The organism is Sphingomonas lacusdianchii, assembly GCF_022664395.1.
In the GTDB taxonomy this organism is placed as follows: Bacteria; Pseudomonadota; Alphaproteobacteria; order Sphingomonadales; family Sphingomonadaceae; genus Sphingomonas; species Sphingomonas lacusdianchii.
Window position 1 is genome coordinate 26,266 of the sequence record NZ_JAKRET010000004.1, and the last position, 14,410, is coordinate 40,675.

Below are 14,410 nucleotides of genomic sequence, written 5' to 3' on the forward strand. Positions count from 1 at the left end.
GATTATCCTGCGAATTCCGTGGTTTCACGCTCCGCCATCGTCTGGCCGGTGGCGGCGAAATAGACCATTTCGGCGACGTTGGTCGCATGGTCGCCGATGCGTTCGAGATTCTTGGCGACGAACAGCAGATGCGCGACTTGGCTGATCGTCTTGGGATTTTCGACCATATAGGTCACCAGCACGCGGAAGATGCTGTTGTAATAATCGTCGAGCGCATTGTCGCGCTTGCAGATCTCGACCGCCGCCTGCGCATCGCGCGCCGAAAAGGCGTCGAGCACGTCATGGACCATGTCGGCGGCGAGTTGCGCCATCGCTGGCAGGATGCTCAAGGGTTCGATGCGCGGATCATGGGTTTCGCCATGGATCGACGTCACGCGCTTGGCGATGTTCTTGGCATAGTCGCCGATGCGTTCGATGACGGCGGCGATCTTGAGCGCGGCGACCACTTCGCGCAAATCGTCGGCCATCGGCGCGCGTAGCGCGATGACGCGGACGGTCAGTTTCTCGACCTCCGCCTCGATCGCGTCGATCGCCTTGTCCTGCGCGCGGACCTGCTTGGCGAGCGCCGGATCGTTGCGGGTCAGCGCCAGCATCGCGTCGCTGATCGCCTGTTCGGCAAGGCCGCCCATTTGCGAGATCAGCGCGCGTAAGTGCCCGATATCGCGATCGAATGCCTTGACGGTGTGTTCGTGGCCCGTCGCCATCTCGTCTCCCTCAACCATAACGCCCCGTGATGTAATCTTTTGTGCGCTCTTGCCGGGGGTTGGTAAAGATGTCGGACGTCCGACCATATTCAACCAGCGTGCCGAGGTGGAAGAAAGCGGTGCGTTGCGACACGCGCGCGGCCTGCTGCATGTTGTGCGTCACGATGGCGATGGCGTAGCGGCCGCGCAGTTCGTGAATCAGTTCCTCGATCTTCGCCGTCGCGATCGGGTCGAGCGCCGAACAGGGTTCGTCCATGAGGATGACTTCGGGGTCGACGGCAATGGCTCGTGCAATGCATAGCCGTTGCTGTTGACCACCCGACAGCGCGGTGCCGCTGTCGGTCAGGCGGTCCTTGACCTCGTTCCACAACCCGGCACGGGTCAGCGAACGTTCGACGATGCCGTCCATTTCCCCCTTCGACGCGGCGAGGCCGTGGATGCGCGGGCCGTACGCCACGTTCTCGTAGATCGATTTGGGGAAGGGGTTCGGTTTCTGGAACACCATGCCGACGCGGGCGCGCAGTTGCACCACGTCCATGGCGGGGGAGTAGATATCCTCGCCATCGAGGCGGATGTCGCCGGTGACGCGGGCCGACGACACGGTGTCGTTCATCCGGTTCATGGTGCGCAGGAAGGTCGACTTGCCGCAGCCCGACGGGCCGATGAATGCGGTGACATGCTCCATGGCGATGTCGATCGACACGTCCTTGATCGCCTGTTTCTGGCCATAGAATACGTCCACGCCGCGCGCGGACAGCTTCGGGACGGCGTTGGAGAGATTGGTGTCGGTCATTACCAGCGGGTCTCGAAGCGATTGCGGAGATAGATGGCGAGCGCGTTCATCGCGAGGAGGAACGCCAGCAGCACGAGGATCGCGGCGCTGGTCTTTTCGATGAAGCCGCGGCTGACCTGATCGGACCACAGGAAAATCTGCACCGGCAGGACCGTCGCGGGATCGGCGAAACCCTGTGGCGGCTGGCTGATGAAGGCGCGCATGCCGATCATCAGCAGCGGCGCGGTCTCGCCCAGCGCGCGGGCCATGCCGATGATCGTGCCCGTGAGGATGCCCGGCAGCGCCAGCGGCAGGACGTGGTGGAACACAACCTGCACCTTCGACGCGCCGATGCCGAGCGCGGCGTCGCGGATCGAGGGCGGCACCGCCTTGATCGCGTTGCGCCCGGCGATGACGATGACGGGCATAATCATCAGCGCGAGCGTCAGGCCGCCGACGATCGGTGCCGAGCGCGGCAGGTTGAGCGTGCCGAGGAATACGGCGAGGCCCAGCAGGCCGAAGATGATCGAGGGCACGGCGGCGAGGTTGTTGATCGACACTTCGATCAGGTCGGTCCAGCGGTTCCGCGGGGCATATTCCTCAAGATACAGCGCCGATAGCGTGCCCACCGGGAACGCGATCAGCAGCGTGACGAGCATCGTCATCAGCGAGCCTTTCAGCGCGCCCCAGATGCCGACCGCGGTCGGATCGGTTGAATCGGCCGATTTGAAGAAGTCGGCGTTGAACCCGGTCGAGATCGCGCCTGCGCGTTCGAGCCGCGCGACCAGCGCTTCGTCCGCAGCCTCGCCATCGGCCTTGGCGGCCTCCTCGATCCCCGGCGCGGCGGGGACGGCGATGGCGACCTTGCGCGACAGGATCGACGGGTCGGCCTTGATCGCGTCGCGCACCGTCAGCCACGCGCTGTCGGAGACGACGCGGTTGTCCTCGCCGAACGCGGCGGCGGCCGCGCCGTTAACGGTATTTTCGAGGCCCGCGCCGGCCAGCGCCAGATCGGCACCGCGCGTCTTCAACTGCGCGCGGTCGACCTCCAGCCCGGCGGCGGGGAAGTCGATCGGCAGCGTGACCATCGTCCGCTGGAATCCGCCGATCCCGCTGATCAACATCGTGACGAGCAGGAAGGCGAGGAAGCCGGCCGAGAGGACTACGGCGGCGAGGCCGAAGAAACGGAAGCGGCGTTCGGCGGCATAGCGGCGGCGGATGCGCTTCTGCATCGCCCCCGTCTTCCAGTCGGTCGGTACGCGCTCGGGGGTCGCGGCGCGCTCGACGGCGGGCGATCCGGCGACGAGGCTGGGGCTATTCATAGGCTTCCCGGTAGCGTTTCACGACGCGCAGCGCGACGACGTTGAGAAGGAAGGTGATCGCGAACAGCGTGAGGCCGAGCGCGAAGGCGGCGAGCGTCTTCGGGCTGTCGAATTCCGCTTCGCCGGTCAGCAGGTCGACGATTTGCTTGGTAACGGTGGTCGCGCTTTCGAACGGATTGAGCGTGATCGACGCCGCGCCCGATGCCGCCATGACGACGATCATCGTCTCGCCGATGGCCCGGCTGACGGCCAGCAGCACCCCCGCGACGACGCCGGGCAGGGCGGCGGGGAGCAGTACCTTGCCGATCGTCTCGCTGGTGGTGGCGCCCATGGCGAGGCTGCCGTCGCGCATCGACTGCGGCACCGCCGCGATCGAATCGTCGGCCATCGATGATACGAACGGGATGATCATCACCCCCATCACGAGGCCCGCGGCGAGCGCGCTTTCCGAACTGGCGAAGGGCATGCCGAGCATCACCGCGACGTCGCGGATCGCAGGACCGACGGTCAGCGCCGCGAAATAGCCATAGACGACGGTCGGCACGCCGGCGAGGATCTCGAGGATCGGCTTCATCCATTTGCGCACGCCGGGCTTGGCATATTGCGTCAGATAGACCGCGCTCATCAGCCCGAACGGGATGGCGACGATCATCGCGATCACCGCGCCGATGAAGAAGGTGCCCCAAAATAGCGGCACCGCGCCCAGCGTCGCGCCCGGATCGTTCGAGCGGATGACCTGCGGGCTCCAGTTGGTGCCGAACAGGAAATCGGTGACCGGCACGATGCGGAAGAAGCGCCAGCTTTCGATGACCAGCGACAGGAAGATGCCGAGCGTGGTCAGGATCGCGATCAGCGACGCGACCAGCAGCGCCAGCATCACCGCGCGTTCGACCTGCGTGCGCGCACGATAATCGGGGCGGATGCGGGTGAAGGCGAAGGCACCGCCGGCAAAGGCGAGCAGGATGGCGAGCGTCGTGCCGATCCAGTCATAGCGGCTCTGCGCGGCGGCATAGGCCGGGGCCAGCACCTCCGCCTGTTGATTGAACGCGCCATAGGCATTGCCGAGCGCCAGCGAACGCGCCTCCGCCAATATCGCCGAGCGTTCGAAGCCGGGGCCGGGCAGGCCGGCGGCGGCGGGCGTCGACAGCACCGCGTCGCGCACCAGCGCCGGCGACACCGCGCTCCAGATGCCGAGGAACAGGAGTGCGGGCGCGGCAATCCAGATCGCCATGTGCCAGCCATGCTGGCCGGGCAGCGAATTGGGACGGTCGGCAGCGGTCGCCGGCTTGGCGAAGCGCGCGGCGCGGGCGCGCGCGACCATCCAGCCGATGCCGCCAAAGCCGAGCACCAGCAGGATCAGCGTGACGCCGTGCATCAGTGCAACTCCGCCGGGTTCATCGCGGTCTGGCTGGCGATCTCCGCCGCCGATTCGGCACGGACCGCCGCCGGTGCCGCGATCATGCCTCGGCGGGTCAGCGGGCCGCCCGGGTCCCATGACTTTGCATACATGGCGAGGAAGTCGTTCATGCCGGGCACGGGTTTGATGTGCGCCTTCTTCACATAGATGAACAGCGGGCGTGCGCCGGGATAGGTGCCGTCGGCAATGCTGTCATAGCTCGGCGCAATGCCGTCGATCGGCACGCCGTGCAGCCGCGACTTGTTCTCCTCGAGATAGGAATAGCCGAAGATGCCGATGGCATTGGGGTTGGTCGACAGGTTCTGGACGATCAGATTGTCGTTCTCCCCCTTGTCGACATAGCCGGCATCCTCGCGAATGCGGGTGCAGATATCCTCGTAGCGATCCTTGTCGCTGTCCTTCAGCGCCTTTGCCTGCGGAAAGGCGGCTTCGCAGGCCGGGACCATGATGAGTTCGACCAGCGCGTCGCGGGTACCGCTGGTCGCGGGCGGGCCGAAGAACTGGATGGGGATCGCGGGCAGCGTCGGGTTGATCTGGTTCCACATCCGCGCGCTGTTGGGTTTGCCCAGCGGATTGGCCGACAGCGCCATATAGACGTCGCGCTTGCTCAATTGCAGCTTGGGGCCGTTGTTCGATTCGGCCAGTGCCACGCCGTCGACGCCGACCTGCACCTCCATGATATCCTTCACGCCGTGCGACTGGCAGGTGGCATATTCCGACTTCTTCAATCGGCGCGATGCGTCGAGGATGTCGGGATGCTGCGGTCCCACGCCGGCACAGAACAGCGCCGCGCCGGCACCGGTGCCGGTCGATTCGACCAGCGGCGCGCGCAGATCGGGATTGGCGTTCACCAGCATCTCGGCGACGGCGGTGGTGAAGGGATAGACGGTCGACGACCCGACGACGCGGATATGGTCGCGCGACGTCTGCGGCTCGCACGCCGACAGCGCGAGCACGAGGGTCAGGGCGGACGCGATCCGACGGGTCATGCGGTTCCGGTTTCCAGATGCGTATACGGTCATTCGCGACGCTCCGCCGTGCTCTGTTACCATGGCGTTACGGCTTCATGACAGCGTGCAGCGGCAGCAACACGCTGACCGTCGTGCCGTCGCCGACGACGCTGCCGATATCCAGCCGCCCGCGATGGCGTTCGACGATATGCTTGACGATGGCAAGGCCGAGGCCGGTGCCGCCCAGCGCCCGGCTGCGTCCTGAATCGACACGATAAAAGCGCTCGGTCAGACGCGGCAGATGATCGATCGCCACCCCCTCGCCATGATCGCGAACGACCAGTTCGGCCATGGTATCGCGGGGCGTCAGCCGGATTTCGACCGGCGTACCGGCACGACCATATTTCATGGCGTTACCGATGACATTGTGCAGCAGCTGCGACAATTGCGCCCGGTCGCCGATCACCGTCACCGCCGGTTCGACCAGCAGCGACAGGTCGGCGCCGCGCGCCGGATTGGTCGCGCTCAATTCGTCGCGGACGGCGCGCAGCATCGCCGACAGGTCGACCGACTGGTCTGGCGGCCGGTATTTCTCCGCCTCGATCCGGCTCAGGGAAATCAGGTCGTCGATCAGCCGCTGCATCCGCCGCGCTTCGTCGTTCATGACCTTCAGGAAACGTTCTCGCACGCCCGGATCCTCGCCCGCTTCGTCGCGCAGCGTTTCGATGAAGCCGAGCAGCGAGGCGAGCGGGGTGCGCAGTTCGTGACTGGCATTGGCGACGAAATCGACGCGCATCCGCTCGGTCGCGCGGTTGCCGGTCCGGTCGCCCAGATGGACGAGCCGCCGTTCGCCGCCGAGTGGACGCACCCGCATTTCCCAGCTCTGGTCGCGCGAACCCAGCCCGACCAGCCCGACCGGCTCCGGGTCGTCGCTATTGCCGAACAGCCGTTCGGCGGCGGCGGGATGGCGGATGGCGAGGCGGACGTCGCCGCCGACGATATGCTGGCCGAGCAGCGCGCGCGCCGCCGGATTGGCGGCATCGACATGGCCGGCGGCGATGACGAGGATCGGTTCGTCGATCGCGTCGATCGCCGCCTGGGTCGCGGCGCTGCCGTGCTGCCGCGCGGTATCGGGCGATTCGCCGCTGCTGCGATCGGGGCCGTGCAGCCCGGCGACCAGTACCGCCGCGACCGCACCGACCAGCACCACTGCGCTGGCATTGATGCCGGCTCCCAGCAGAAAGGCCAGCAAGGCGACGCCGACCGCGACGGCGAGGGCGAGGGGCAGGCGGGGGCCGAATTCGTCCATCGGCCCCGATTAGGCGCAAGTGTCGGCTTAGGCCAGTGGCCGTCTTTACGATTGCGTAATCGCGCAGCTTCAGGAAGATGCGCCGATGGCCGACGATCCGCACTCCCCCGCCACGCCCGGTGCCGCAACGACGCGGCGCACGCTGCTGATCGGCGCGGCGGGGGCGTCGGCGGTCGTTTCGATCCGGCCGGCACTGGCCCAGACGCAGGCGTCGGTGATGACCTGCGAAATCCCGGTCCCCGACAATGCCAGGCGCGGGCAGATGATCGATGCCGATGGCAGCGTCGTCGCGCCGGGCACGCCGGGCGCCTTTCCGGGCGCCAACCGGCCGTTCACCGGCGAAGAGGTGAAGCGTGCGATGAACGGCGCCAACCTGCCCGGTGCCGATGGCGACACGACCCGCGCCTATATGAAATATGTCCAGCGGTTGCAGAACGGGACCAGCGGCTTCACCTGCTTCGCATCGTTGCAGATGCCGCGCGGCTGACGCGCATGGGCGCACGCTATCGCGCGCCGCCGCCGGGGCATGTCCTGATCTTGTCGCTCGATCCGCTGACTGCGATCTATCACCGTGCATCGGGACAGACGCATGTGGTCGCGCCGCCGGTGCCCGAGATGCTGGCGCTGTTGGTCGACCCGCTGACGCCCGGGGAATTGCTGGCGGCACTGGGCGAACGCTATGACCTGCCCGACGGCGATGTAGCGGCGCTGACCGCGCGGCTCGACGAACTGGCGGCGATCGGGCTGGTGACGCGCGATGCGATTTAGCCGGATGCTGCGGATCGGCCCGGTCGGGTTCCGCATCGGCAGCGACTGGCGTGCGCCGATCGGGGCGCTGGGCGATCTGTATCGTGACTATCCGCTGCCGGAGGACGGGATCGTCGATTTCAACGTCCGCCTGTTCGCGGCGCGGCCGTGGCGGCGTTTCGTCCGGCCGGCGGTGACGATCGGCGGCGACTATATGCTGCCCGATGCGCTGCCCCTGCCGTTGGCACAGGGGCTGCTGGCGGCGGAAATGGGGATGAATTTGCAGATGGCGCTGGCGCAGCGGCGGTATCTGTTGCTCCACGCCTCCGTCGTCGAGCGCGATGGACGGGGATTGTTGCTGAGCGGGGTGTCGGGGGCGGGCAAGTCGACGCTGGCGGCATTGTTGATGACGCGCGGCTGGCGGCTGATGGGCGATGAATTCGCGCTGGTCGATCCGGCGACCGGGCTGGTCCATGCGTTTCCGCGGCTCATCAGCCTGAAGAACCAAAGCGTTGCGGTGCTGCAATGCGCCGCAGGGCAAGCGCGGTTCGGGCCGTTGCTGGCGGGAACGCCGAAGGGGGATATCCGGCATCTGGTCCCCGATGCGACCGCGATCGCGGCGATGGATCGACCGGCGGTGCCGGCGTTGCTGCTGTTCCCGACCTTCGGACCGGCGGAGGCGGTGCGGGCGGTCGGCGCGGCGGAGACGTTCGTGCGGCTGACCCAGGCATCGACCAATTATGTCGCGCTGGGCGAGCGCGGCTTCGCGACGCTCCGGCGGCTGGTGCAGGACGTGCCGGTGCGGGCGATCGACTATGCCGATACCGATAGCGGCATCGCGCTGGTCGAGCGGCTGTGGCGTGAACTCGCATGAGCGGGGCGTTGGTCGCAGCGGTGCTGACCGATCCGGCGCGGGCGACGGTGCTGACGTCGGACGCATGGAATGCGTTGATCGCTGCGGCGCGGGCAGAACAATTGATCGGATCGATGGCGGTGCGGTTGGACGGGTTGCCGATTCCGCCGGCGGCTGCGCGGATCATGGCCGATGCGCGGGTGTCGGCCGAACAGGGGCGGGTGGCGGCGCTGTGGGAGGCGGAGATGGCGCGCCGCGCGCTCGCACCGCTCGGCGTGCCGGTGGTGCTGTTGAAGGGAACGGCGTTCGTCGCCGCCGGGCTGGATGCGGGGCGGGGGCGGTCGATCGGCGACCTCGACATTCTCGTGCCGCGCGAAAGCCTCGATGCGGTCGAGGCGGTGCTGCTGGCGGCGGGGTGGGAATGGGTGAAGCCCGATCCCTATGACGACGCCTATTATCGCCGTTGGATGCACGAACTGCCGCCGCTGATCCACCGTGAACGCGATCGGATGATCGACGTCCACCACACGATCCTGCCCCCGACCGCGCGGCCGACCCCCGATGCGGCGGCGCTGATCGCCGATGCGGTGCCGCTCGGCAACGGGCTGTCGGTCTTGTCGAGTGAGGACATGGTGATCCATGCTGCCGCGCATCTGTTCGCCGATGGCGATTTGCAGGGGGGCTTACGCAACCTGTGGGATATCGACCGGCTGGTGCGCGAGTTCGACGATGCCGGTCTTGTCGAGCGGCTGATGGCGCGCGCCGGGCGGCATGATCTGGTCCCGGCGACGGCGCGGGCGCTGCGGCTGGCGAAGCGGGTCTTTGGGACGCCGGTCGACGGGTTCGCGCCGGTCGCGTCGGATGCGCTGTTCGCGCGGCGGCTGCTGGCGCGCGACGGTTGGGGGCGGTTGCGGCACAAGGGGACCGAGTTCGGCTTCTATGTCCGCTCGCACTTGCTGCGGATGCCGCCGGCGATGCTGGCGCGGCATTTGTGGACGAAGTTTCGGAAGACGTAGGTTGGTTCACGCGAAGGCGTTGGAAAGAAGAAGGTTTTATTTTCGCGCAAAGGCGCAAAGGACGCTGAGAGGTAGCGTTCGCTGCGAAAGCAGCTCTTCGTCATCAGGGGCCGGGAAAGAAAAGGCTGCGCCAGACAGGCTGAACTGGCCCGCTCCACAACCCCTCAGCGTCCTTTGCGCCTTTGCGCGCAAATTATTCTTCGCGCCTCGCGTGAACGAAATTCAACGCCACATCCCGCGTGTATCATAAATCTGCTTGCCTGCCCGGGCCTCGGCCGGCACCCGCTTGAAAACGCTATGATCGACCAGCACGACCTGGATCGCGTTCGCCAGCCCGTCCTCCAGCGACACCAGCCGCCCGCCCGCGAGCGCCTTTGGCAGGCTGTCGACGAACGGTTCGACCAGGTCGATCCGGTCGCCGTATCGCGCGATCAGCGCGGCGGCGACCTTGACCGCCGGGCTTTCGCGCAGGTCGTCGATATCGGCCTTGAACGCCAATCCCAGCAGCGCCGCGCGCGCGTCCGGCGCGGCATCGAGCATTGCCGAAGCGCGCGCGACGACATGGTCAACCTTGCCGTCATTCACCTCGCGCGCGGTGCGGATCAGCGGTGTCTGTTCGGGCGCGGCATCGACGATGAACCACGGGTCGACCGCAATACAGTGCCCGCCGACGCCGGGGCCGGGCTTCAGGATGTTGACGCGCGGATGGCGGTTGGCCAGCTCGATCACGTCCCAGACGTTCAGGTCCATCCGGTCGCACACGATCGACAGTTCGTTGGCAAAGGCGATGGCGACGTCGCGGCTGGTATTTTCGACCAGCTTGACCATTTCCGCCGTGCGCGCGGTGGTGACGGTGCAGGCCCCCTCCACGAAACGGCGATAGAAATCGCACGCCGCCTCCGCACATGCCGGCGTGATGCCGCCGATCGAGCGCTCGTTCGACACGAGTTCGAGGATGATCCGCCCCGGCAGCACCCGCTCGGGGCAATAGGCGACGGCGATATCGGGCGTATCCGACAGGCCGGGCAGCGACAGGTCGGGGCGCAGTTCGGCGAGCAGGTCGCGGATCTGTTCGGTGGTGCCGACCGGCGACGTTGATTCGAGGATCACGGTATTGCCCGGCGCCAGCACCGGCGCGATCCCACGCGTGGCGTCGAGCACATAGGACAGGTCGGGCGCATGACCGGGACCGAAGGGCGTCGGCACGGCGATCACGAACACGTCGGCCGGGGCGGGCGTCGTGGCGGTGGTCAGCCGCCCGAGCAGCACGACGTCGCGCACCAGCGTGTCGAGATCGGCCTCCTCAATATGGATGTCGCCGCGCGCGACGGTGTCGACCACGCGCTGGCTGACGTCGATGCCGATGACGCGCGCACCCGACCGGGCGACGACGGCGGCGGTCGGCAGGCCGATATAGCCAAGGCCCACGACGCACACGTCATAGCTGGTGGCGGCGGTGATCCGCTGTTCAAGCATATAGTGTCTCCACGATGCGTGCGGACGCATGGCCGTCTCCGAAGGGATTATGCGCCCGCGCCATGGCGGCATGGGCTTGCGCATCGTCGAGCAGCCGCGTCACCTCGGCAACGATGCGCTCCTCGTCCGATCCGATCAGTCGGGCGGTGCCGGCGGCGACCCCTTCGGGACGTTCGGTCGTCTCGCGCAGGACCAGCACCGGCTTGCCGAGGCCCGGCGCTTCCTCCTGCACCCCGCCCGAATCGGTGAGCACGAGGTAGCACAGGTCGAGCAGGCGGACGAAATGTGGATAGTCCAGCGGATCGATCAGCGCGACGCGCGGGTGGTCGCCGAGCATCGCCGCCATCACCCCGCGCACCTGCGGATTGGGGTGGACCGGAAAGACCACGCCGACATCGTCGCGCCCGGCGATGCGGGCGATGGCGCGGGCGATGCTTGCCACGCCGTCACCGAAATTCTCGCGGCGATGGGTGGTGACCAGCAGGATGCGCTTGCCCGCGAACCGTTCGGCAATGGCGTCCAGCCCGGCGCCATGCCGCGGATCGGCGGCGATCCGTTCGCGCGCGAGGTGCAGCGCGTCGATCACGGTATTGCCGGTGACCTGCACCCGCGACGGCGGCACATTTTCCGCCAGCAGCGCGTCGGCGGCGGTTCGGGTCGGGGCGAAATGCAGGTCGGCGATGCTGCCGACGATCTTGCGATTCACCTCTTCGGGCCAGGGATGATAGATATCGTGGCTGCGCAGGCCCGCCTCGACATGCGCGACCGGTATCTTGCGATAGTAAGCGGCAAGCGCGGCGACCATCGCGGTCGCGGTATCGCCCTGCACGATCACCCGGTCGGGCGTCTCGGCGTCGAACACCGGTCCCAGCGCGTCGAGCAGTCGTGCGGTCAGGCCGTCCAAGGACTGGCCGGCGGTCATGATGTTCAGGTCGATATCGGGCACGATGCCGGCAAAGGCGAGCACCTGGTCGAGCATCTCGCGATGCTGCGCGGTGACCACGACGCGACAGTCGAAGCCGGGATGCGCGCGCAGCGCATGGATCAGCGGGAACAGCTTGATCGCTTCGGGGCGCGTGCCGAACACGACCAACACCCGTTGCACCCGCTTGCTCATCGACGATCCCCGCGACCGGGATTGGCCGCCCACGCGGTCCGCTCTAGCCGCGGGAGTTTAATATTTGGTGCGGCCAAGACCTGCTCCGCGGATGCCGGATCAGTTCAGCGATTTACCTACCTGTTCCAGCATATCCTTCGACAGGCCCGGCACCGACAGGATCCGCTCCAGCTCCGCGCGCATCAGGCCCCCGCGCGCGTGGTCGAACCGCCGCCAGCGGCCGAGCGGCGGCAGCATCTTCGCGGCGGTCTGTGGATTGATCCGGTCGAGCGCGATCAACTGGTCGGCAAGGAACCGGTAGCCGGCGCCATCGGCACGATGAAACGCCTTCTGGTTCATGCTGAACGCCCCGATCAGCGCGCGGGCGCGATTGGGGTTGGTCAGCGTGAAGTCGCGGTGGCCGGCGAGCTCGGCGACCTGTTCGAACGCATCGGCGCGCGTCGACAGCGCCTGGGTCGTGAACCATTTGTCGAGCACCAGCGCATTGTCGCGATACCGGTTGTAGAAGATGTCGAGCGCGGCGATGCGGCTGTCCGAATCCGAATTGACCAGCGTCATCAATGCGCCCTGCCGGTCGGTCATGTTGTCGGCCTGCCGGAACTGGGCAAAGGCGATATCGTCGGCATCGGTCGCACCCGATGCCGCGATATAGCCCAGCGCCACGGTGCGCAGCCGCCGCTTGCCCTTGGCATCGGGGCTATATTCGAACGCGTCGGCCTCGGTGCCGGCATAGGCGGCGCGCCATTCGACCAGCAACGCCCGGCCGATATCGGCGCGCAGCGCCTCGCGCGCGGTGAAGATCGCATCCGGATCGACCACGCCCATCTGGTCGCCGATGAAGCTGTCGGAAGGGAGCAATACTGCTTCGGCGATGAATGCACGGTCGAGCCGGTCGTCGGCCAGCGTGTTGCCGACCGCCTCGATTACCGCCGCATGGTCGCCATGCCCGCTGGCGACCGAAGCGACGAGCGTGTCGAGCATCAGCTGCTGCATCGCTTCGTACCGGGCGAAGGGATCGTCGTCCTGCGCGCTCAAGAAGGCGAGGTCGGCGGATCCGCGATCGGTCTCGACGATCACCGGTGCCGAAAAGCCGCGATTGATCGACAGGACCGGGCGTTCGGTGACGGTTTCGAAGGTGATCGATCCCTGTTCCTCGTCGAGCAGGAACAATTGTTCCTCGCTGAGCGGCCGGCTGGTCTCCGCGCCGAACAGGCGGACCTTGAGCGGCAGGACCATCGGCAGCTTGGTCGCCTGTCCCGGGGTCGGCGGTATGCTCTGCGTTAGCGACAGCGTCGCGCGACCGCCGCCGGCTTCGTGCGCCAGCGTCGCGGTGACGCGCGGGGTGCCGGCCTGTTCGTACCAGCGGCGGAAGCGTGACAGGTCGACGCCCGAGGCATCCTCCATCGCCACCACGAAATCTTCGCAGGTCGCCGCCGTCCCGTCATGGCGGCTGAAATACAGGTCGGTACCGGCCCGGAACGCGGTCTCGCCAAGGATCGTCGCGATCATGCGCACGACCTCCGCCCCCTTGTTATAGATGGTGGCGGTGTAGAAGTTGCTGATCTCCTGATAGGAATCGGGGCGGATCGGGTGGGCGAGCGGGCCGGCATCCTCGGGGAATTGCGATGCGCGCAGGCTGCGGACATCCTCGATCCGCTTGACCGCCGCCGACCCTTGGTCCGCCGAGAATTGCTGGTCGCGCAGGACGGTGAAGCCTTCCTTCAGCGATAGCTGGAACCAGTCGCGGCAGGTGACGCGGTTGCCCGACCAGTTGTGGAAATATTCGTGGGCGACGACGGCGGCGATGCCGTCATAGTCGTAATCGGTCGCGGTGTCGGGGTCGGCGAGGATGTAGCGGCTGTTGAAGATGTTCAGCCCCTTGTTTTCCATCGCCCCGAAATTGAAATCGTCGACCGCGACGATGTTGAACACGTCGAGATCATATTCGCGGCCATAGACGCGCTCGTCCCACGCCATCGACGTTTTCAGGGCGCGCATCGCATGGTCGGTCTTGGCCAGATCGGGTTCGCGGACCCAGATGCCGAGTTCGACCTCGCGCCCCGAGGCGGTGACGAACTGCGCGCGATTGGCGACGAGGTCGCCCGCGACCAGCGCGAACAGATAGCAGGGCTTGGGGAAGGGGTCGTGCCATTCGGCCCAGTGGCGCCCGTCATCCAGATCGCCCGACGCCACCGGATCGCCATTGGCGAGTAGCACCGGAAAACGCGCCTTGTCCGCCGTCATCTTCACCCGGTAGCGGCTGAGGATATCGGGTCGGTCGGGGAAGAAAGTGATCCGGCGGAACCCTTCGGCCTCGCACTGGGTGCAGAGATTGCCGCCCGATGCGTACAGGCCCATCAACTGGGTATTGGCCTGCGGCTCGATCTCGACCTCGGTCGTGATTTCGTGGGCGTCGCCGGGCAGGTCGAGGATCAGCGCGCCGTCCTCCAGCCGCCAGTCGTTGCGTGGGCTTCCGTCGACCGAGACCGACAGCGGGGTCAGTCCGTCGCCGTCGAGGCGCAGCGGCCCCTCGCCATGGCGTTCGACCGACAGCGTCGCACGCACCCGCGTACCGCGCGGGTCGAGGTCGAATTCCAGCGCGATATCGGGCACATGCCATGCGGGCGGGCGATAGTCGCTGCGACGGATTATCGGTGGAACCGTCGGGGTACGCGTCGCATCGACCATCATCTTCTCACCCGTTCCAATCGCGTTCGTGCCGTCGTT

Annotated in this window: 13 protein-coding genes; 4 read left to right on the forward strand and 9 right to left on the reverse strand. The window is 66.9% G+C overall.

Going from position 1 to position 14,410, the window contains the following annotated elements; all coding sequences use genetic code 11:
- Positions 1-2 precede the first annotated feature (2 nt).
- The 6 genes from phoU to MF607_RS06940 all read right to left on the reverse strand — a co-directional run bounded on the left by phoU (position 3) and on the right by MF607_RS06940 (position 6,474).
- On the reverse strand, positions 3-704 hold the full coding sequence (gene phoU / locus MF607_RS06915; RefSeq protein WP_242116843.1) for a phosphate signaling complex protein PhoU: 702 nt from the start codon (positions 702-704) through the stop codon (positions 3-5).
- A 10-nt stretch (positions 705-714) separates the two neighbouring features.
- Complete coding sequence (pstB, locus tag MF607_RS06920) at positions 715-1,497, reverse strand: phosphate ABC transporter ATP-binding protein PstB (protein WP_242116844.1); 783 nt, start codon at positions 1,495-1,497, stop codon at positions 715-717.
- Positions 1,497-2,708, reverse strand: coding sequence for a phosphate ABC transporter permease PstA (gene pstA, locus MF607_RS06925; protein ID WP_242117241.1), 1,212 nt, complete (start codon positions 2,706-2,708; stop codon positions 1,497-1,499). Before pstA ends, pstB begins: the two co-directional genes overlap by 1 nt.
- Positions 2,709-2,790: 82 nt before the next feature.
- Positions 2,791-4,173 carry a phosphate ABC transporter permease subunit PstC gene (gene pstC, locus MF607_RS06930; RefSeq protein ID WP_242116845.1) on the reverse strand — a complete coding sequence of 461 codons (1,383 nt, stop codon included), beginning with the start codon at positions 4,171-4,173 and terminating at the stop codon, positions 2,791-2,793.
- Positions 4,173-5,204: a substrate-binding domain-containing protein gene (locus MF607_RS06935; protein ID WP_242116846.1), complete on the reverse strand. Its 1,032-nt coding sequence runs from the start codon at positions 5,202-5,204 to the stop codon at positions 4,173-4,175. Before MF607_RS06935 ends, pstC begins: the two co-directional genes overlap by 1 nt.
- Before the next feature lie 67 nt (positions 5,205-5,271).
- Complete coding sequence (locus tag MF607_RS06940; RefSeq protein ID WP_242116847.1) at positions 5,272-6,474, reverse strand: ATP-binding protein; 1,203 nt, start codon at positions 6,472-6,474, stop codon at positions 5,272-5,274.
- Positions 6,475-6,559: 85 nt separating this feature from the next.
- On the opposite strand from MF607_RS06940, the gene MF607_RS06945 reads away from it, so the two are divergent.
- Genes MF607_RS06945 through MF607_RS06960 form a run of 4 tightly spaced genes read left to right on the forward strand, consistent with a single transcriptional unit; the run spans position 6,560 to position 9,090 of the window.
- Positions 6,560-6,961: a hypothetical protein gene (locus MF607_RS06945; protein WP_242116848.1), complete on the forward strand. Its 402-nt coding sequence runs from the start codon at positions 6,560-6,562 to the stop codon at positions 6,959-6,961.
- A gap of 5 nt (positions 6,962-6,966) precedes the next feature.
- On the forward strand, positions 6,967-7,242 hold the full coding sequence (locus MF607_RS06950; protein WP_242116849.1) for an HPr-rel-A system PqqD family peptide chaperone: 276 nt from the start codon (positions 6,967-6,969) through the stop codon (positions 7,240-7,242).
- A complete protein-coding gene (locus MF607_RS06955; protein ID WP_242116850.1) occupies positions 7,232-8,095 on the forward strand; it encodes an HprK-related kinase A in 864 nt (287 codons plus the stop codon). The genes MF607_RS06950 and MF607_RS06955 overlap by 11 nt, the downstream gene beginning before the upstream one ends.
- The gene (locus tag MF607_RS06960) at positions 8,092-9,090 is read left to right on the forward strand and encodes a nucleotidyltransferase domain-containing protein (protein WP_242116851.1); all 999 of its coding nucleotides are present in this window, start codon (positions 8,092-8,094) and stop codon (positions 9,088-9,090) included. Before MF607_RS06955 ends, MF607_RS06960 begins: the two co-directional genes overlap by 4 nt.
- 222 nt (positions 9,091-9,312) lie before the next feature.
- Here the strand turns inward: MF607_RS06960 and wecC are convergent, their stop codons facing one another.
- The 3 genes from wecC to pepN form a co-directional block, all read right to left on the reverse strand.
- Entirely contained in the window at positions 9,313-10,566 is a 1,254-nt protein-coding gene (wecC, locus tag MF607_RS06965) for a UDP-N-acetyl-D-mannosamine dehydrogenase (protein ID WP_242116852.1), read from the reverse strand.
- Complete coding sequence (gene wecB, locus MF607_RS06970) at positions 10,559-11,683, reverse strand: non-hydrolyzing UDP-N-acetylglucosamine 2-epimerase (protein WP_277925778.1); 1,125 nt, start codon at positions 11,681-11,683, stop codon at positions 10,559-10,561. The genes wecC and wecB overlap by 8 nt, the downstream gene beginning before the upstream one ends.
- Before the next feature lie 99 nt (positions 11,684-11,782).
- Complete coding sequence (gene pepN, locus MF607_RS06975) at positions 11,783-14,371, reverse strand: aminopeptidase N (RefSeq protein WP_242117246.1); 2,589 nt, start codon at positions 14,369-14,371, stop codon at positions 11,783-11,785.
- Between the last annotated feature and the right edge of the window lie 39 nt (positions 14,372-14,410).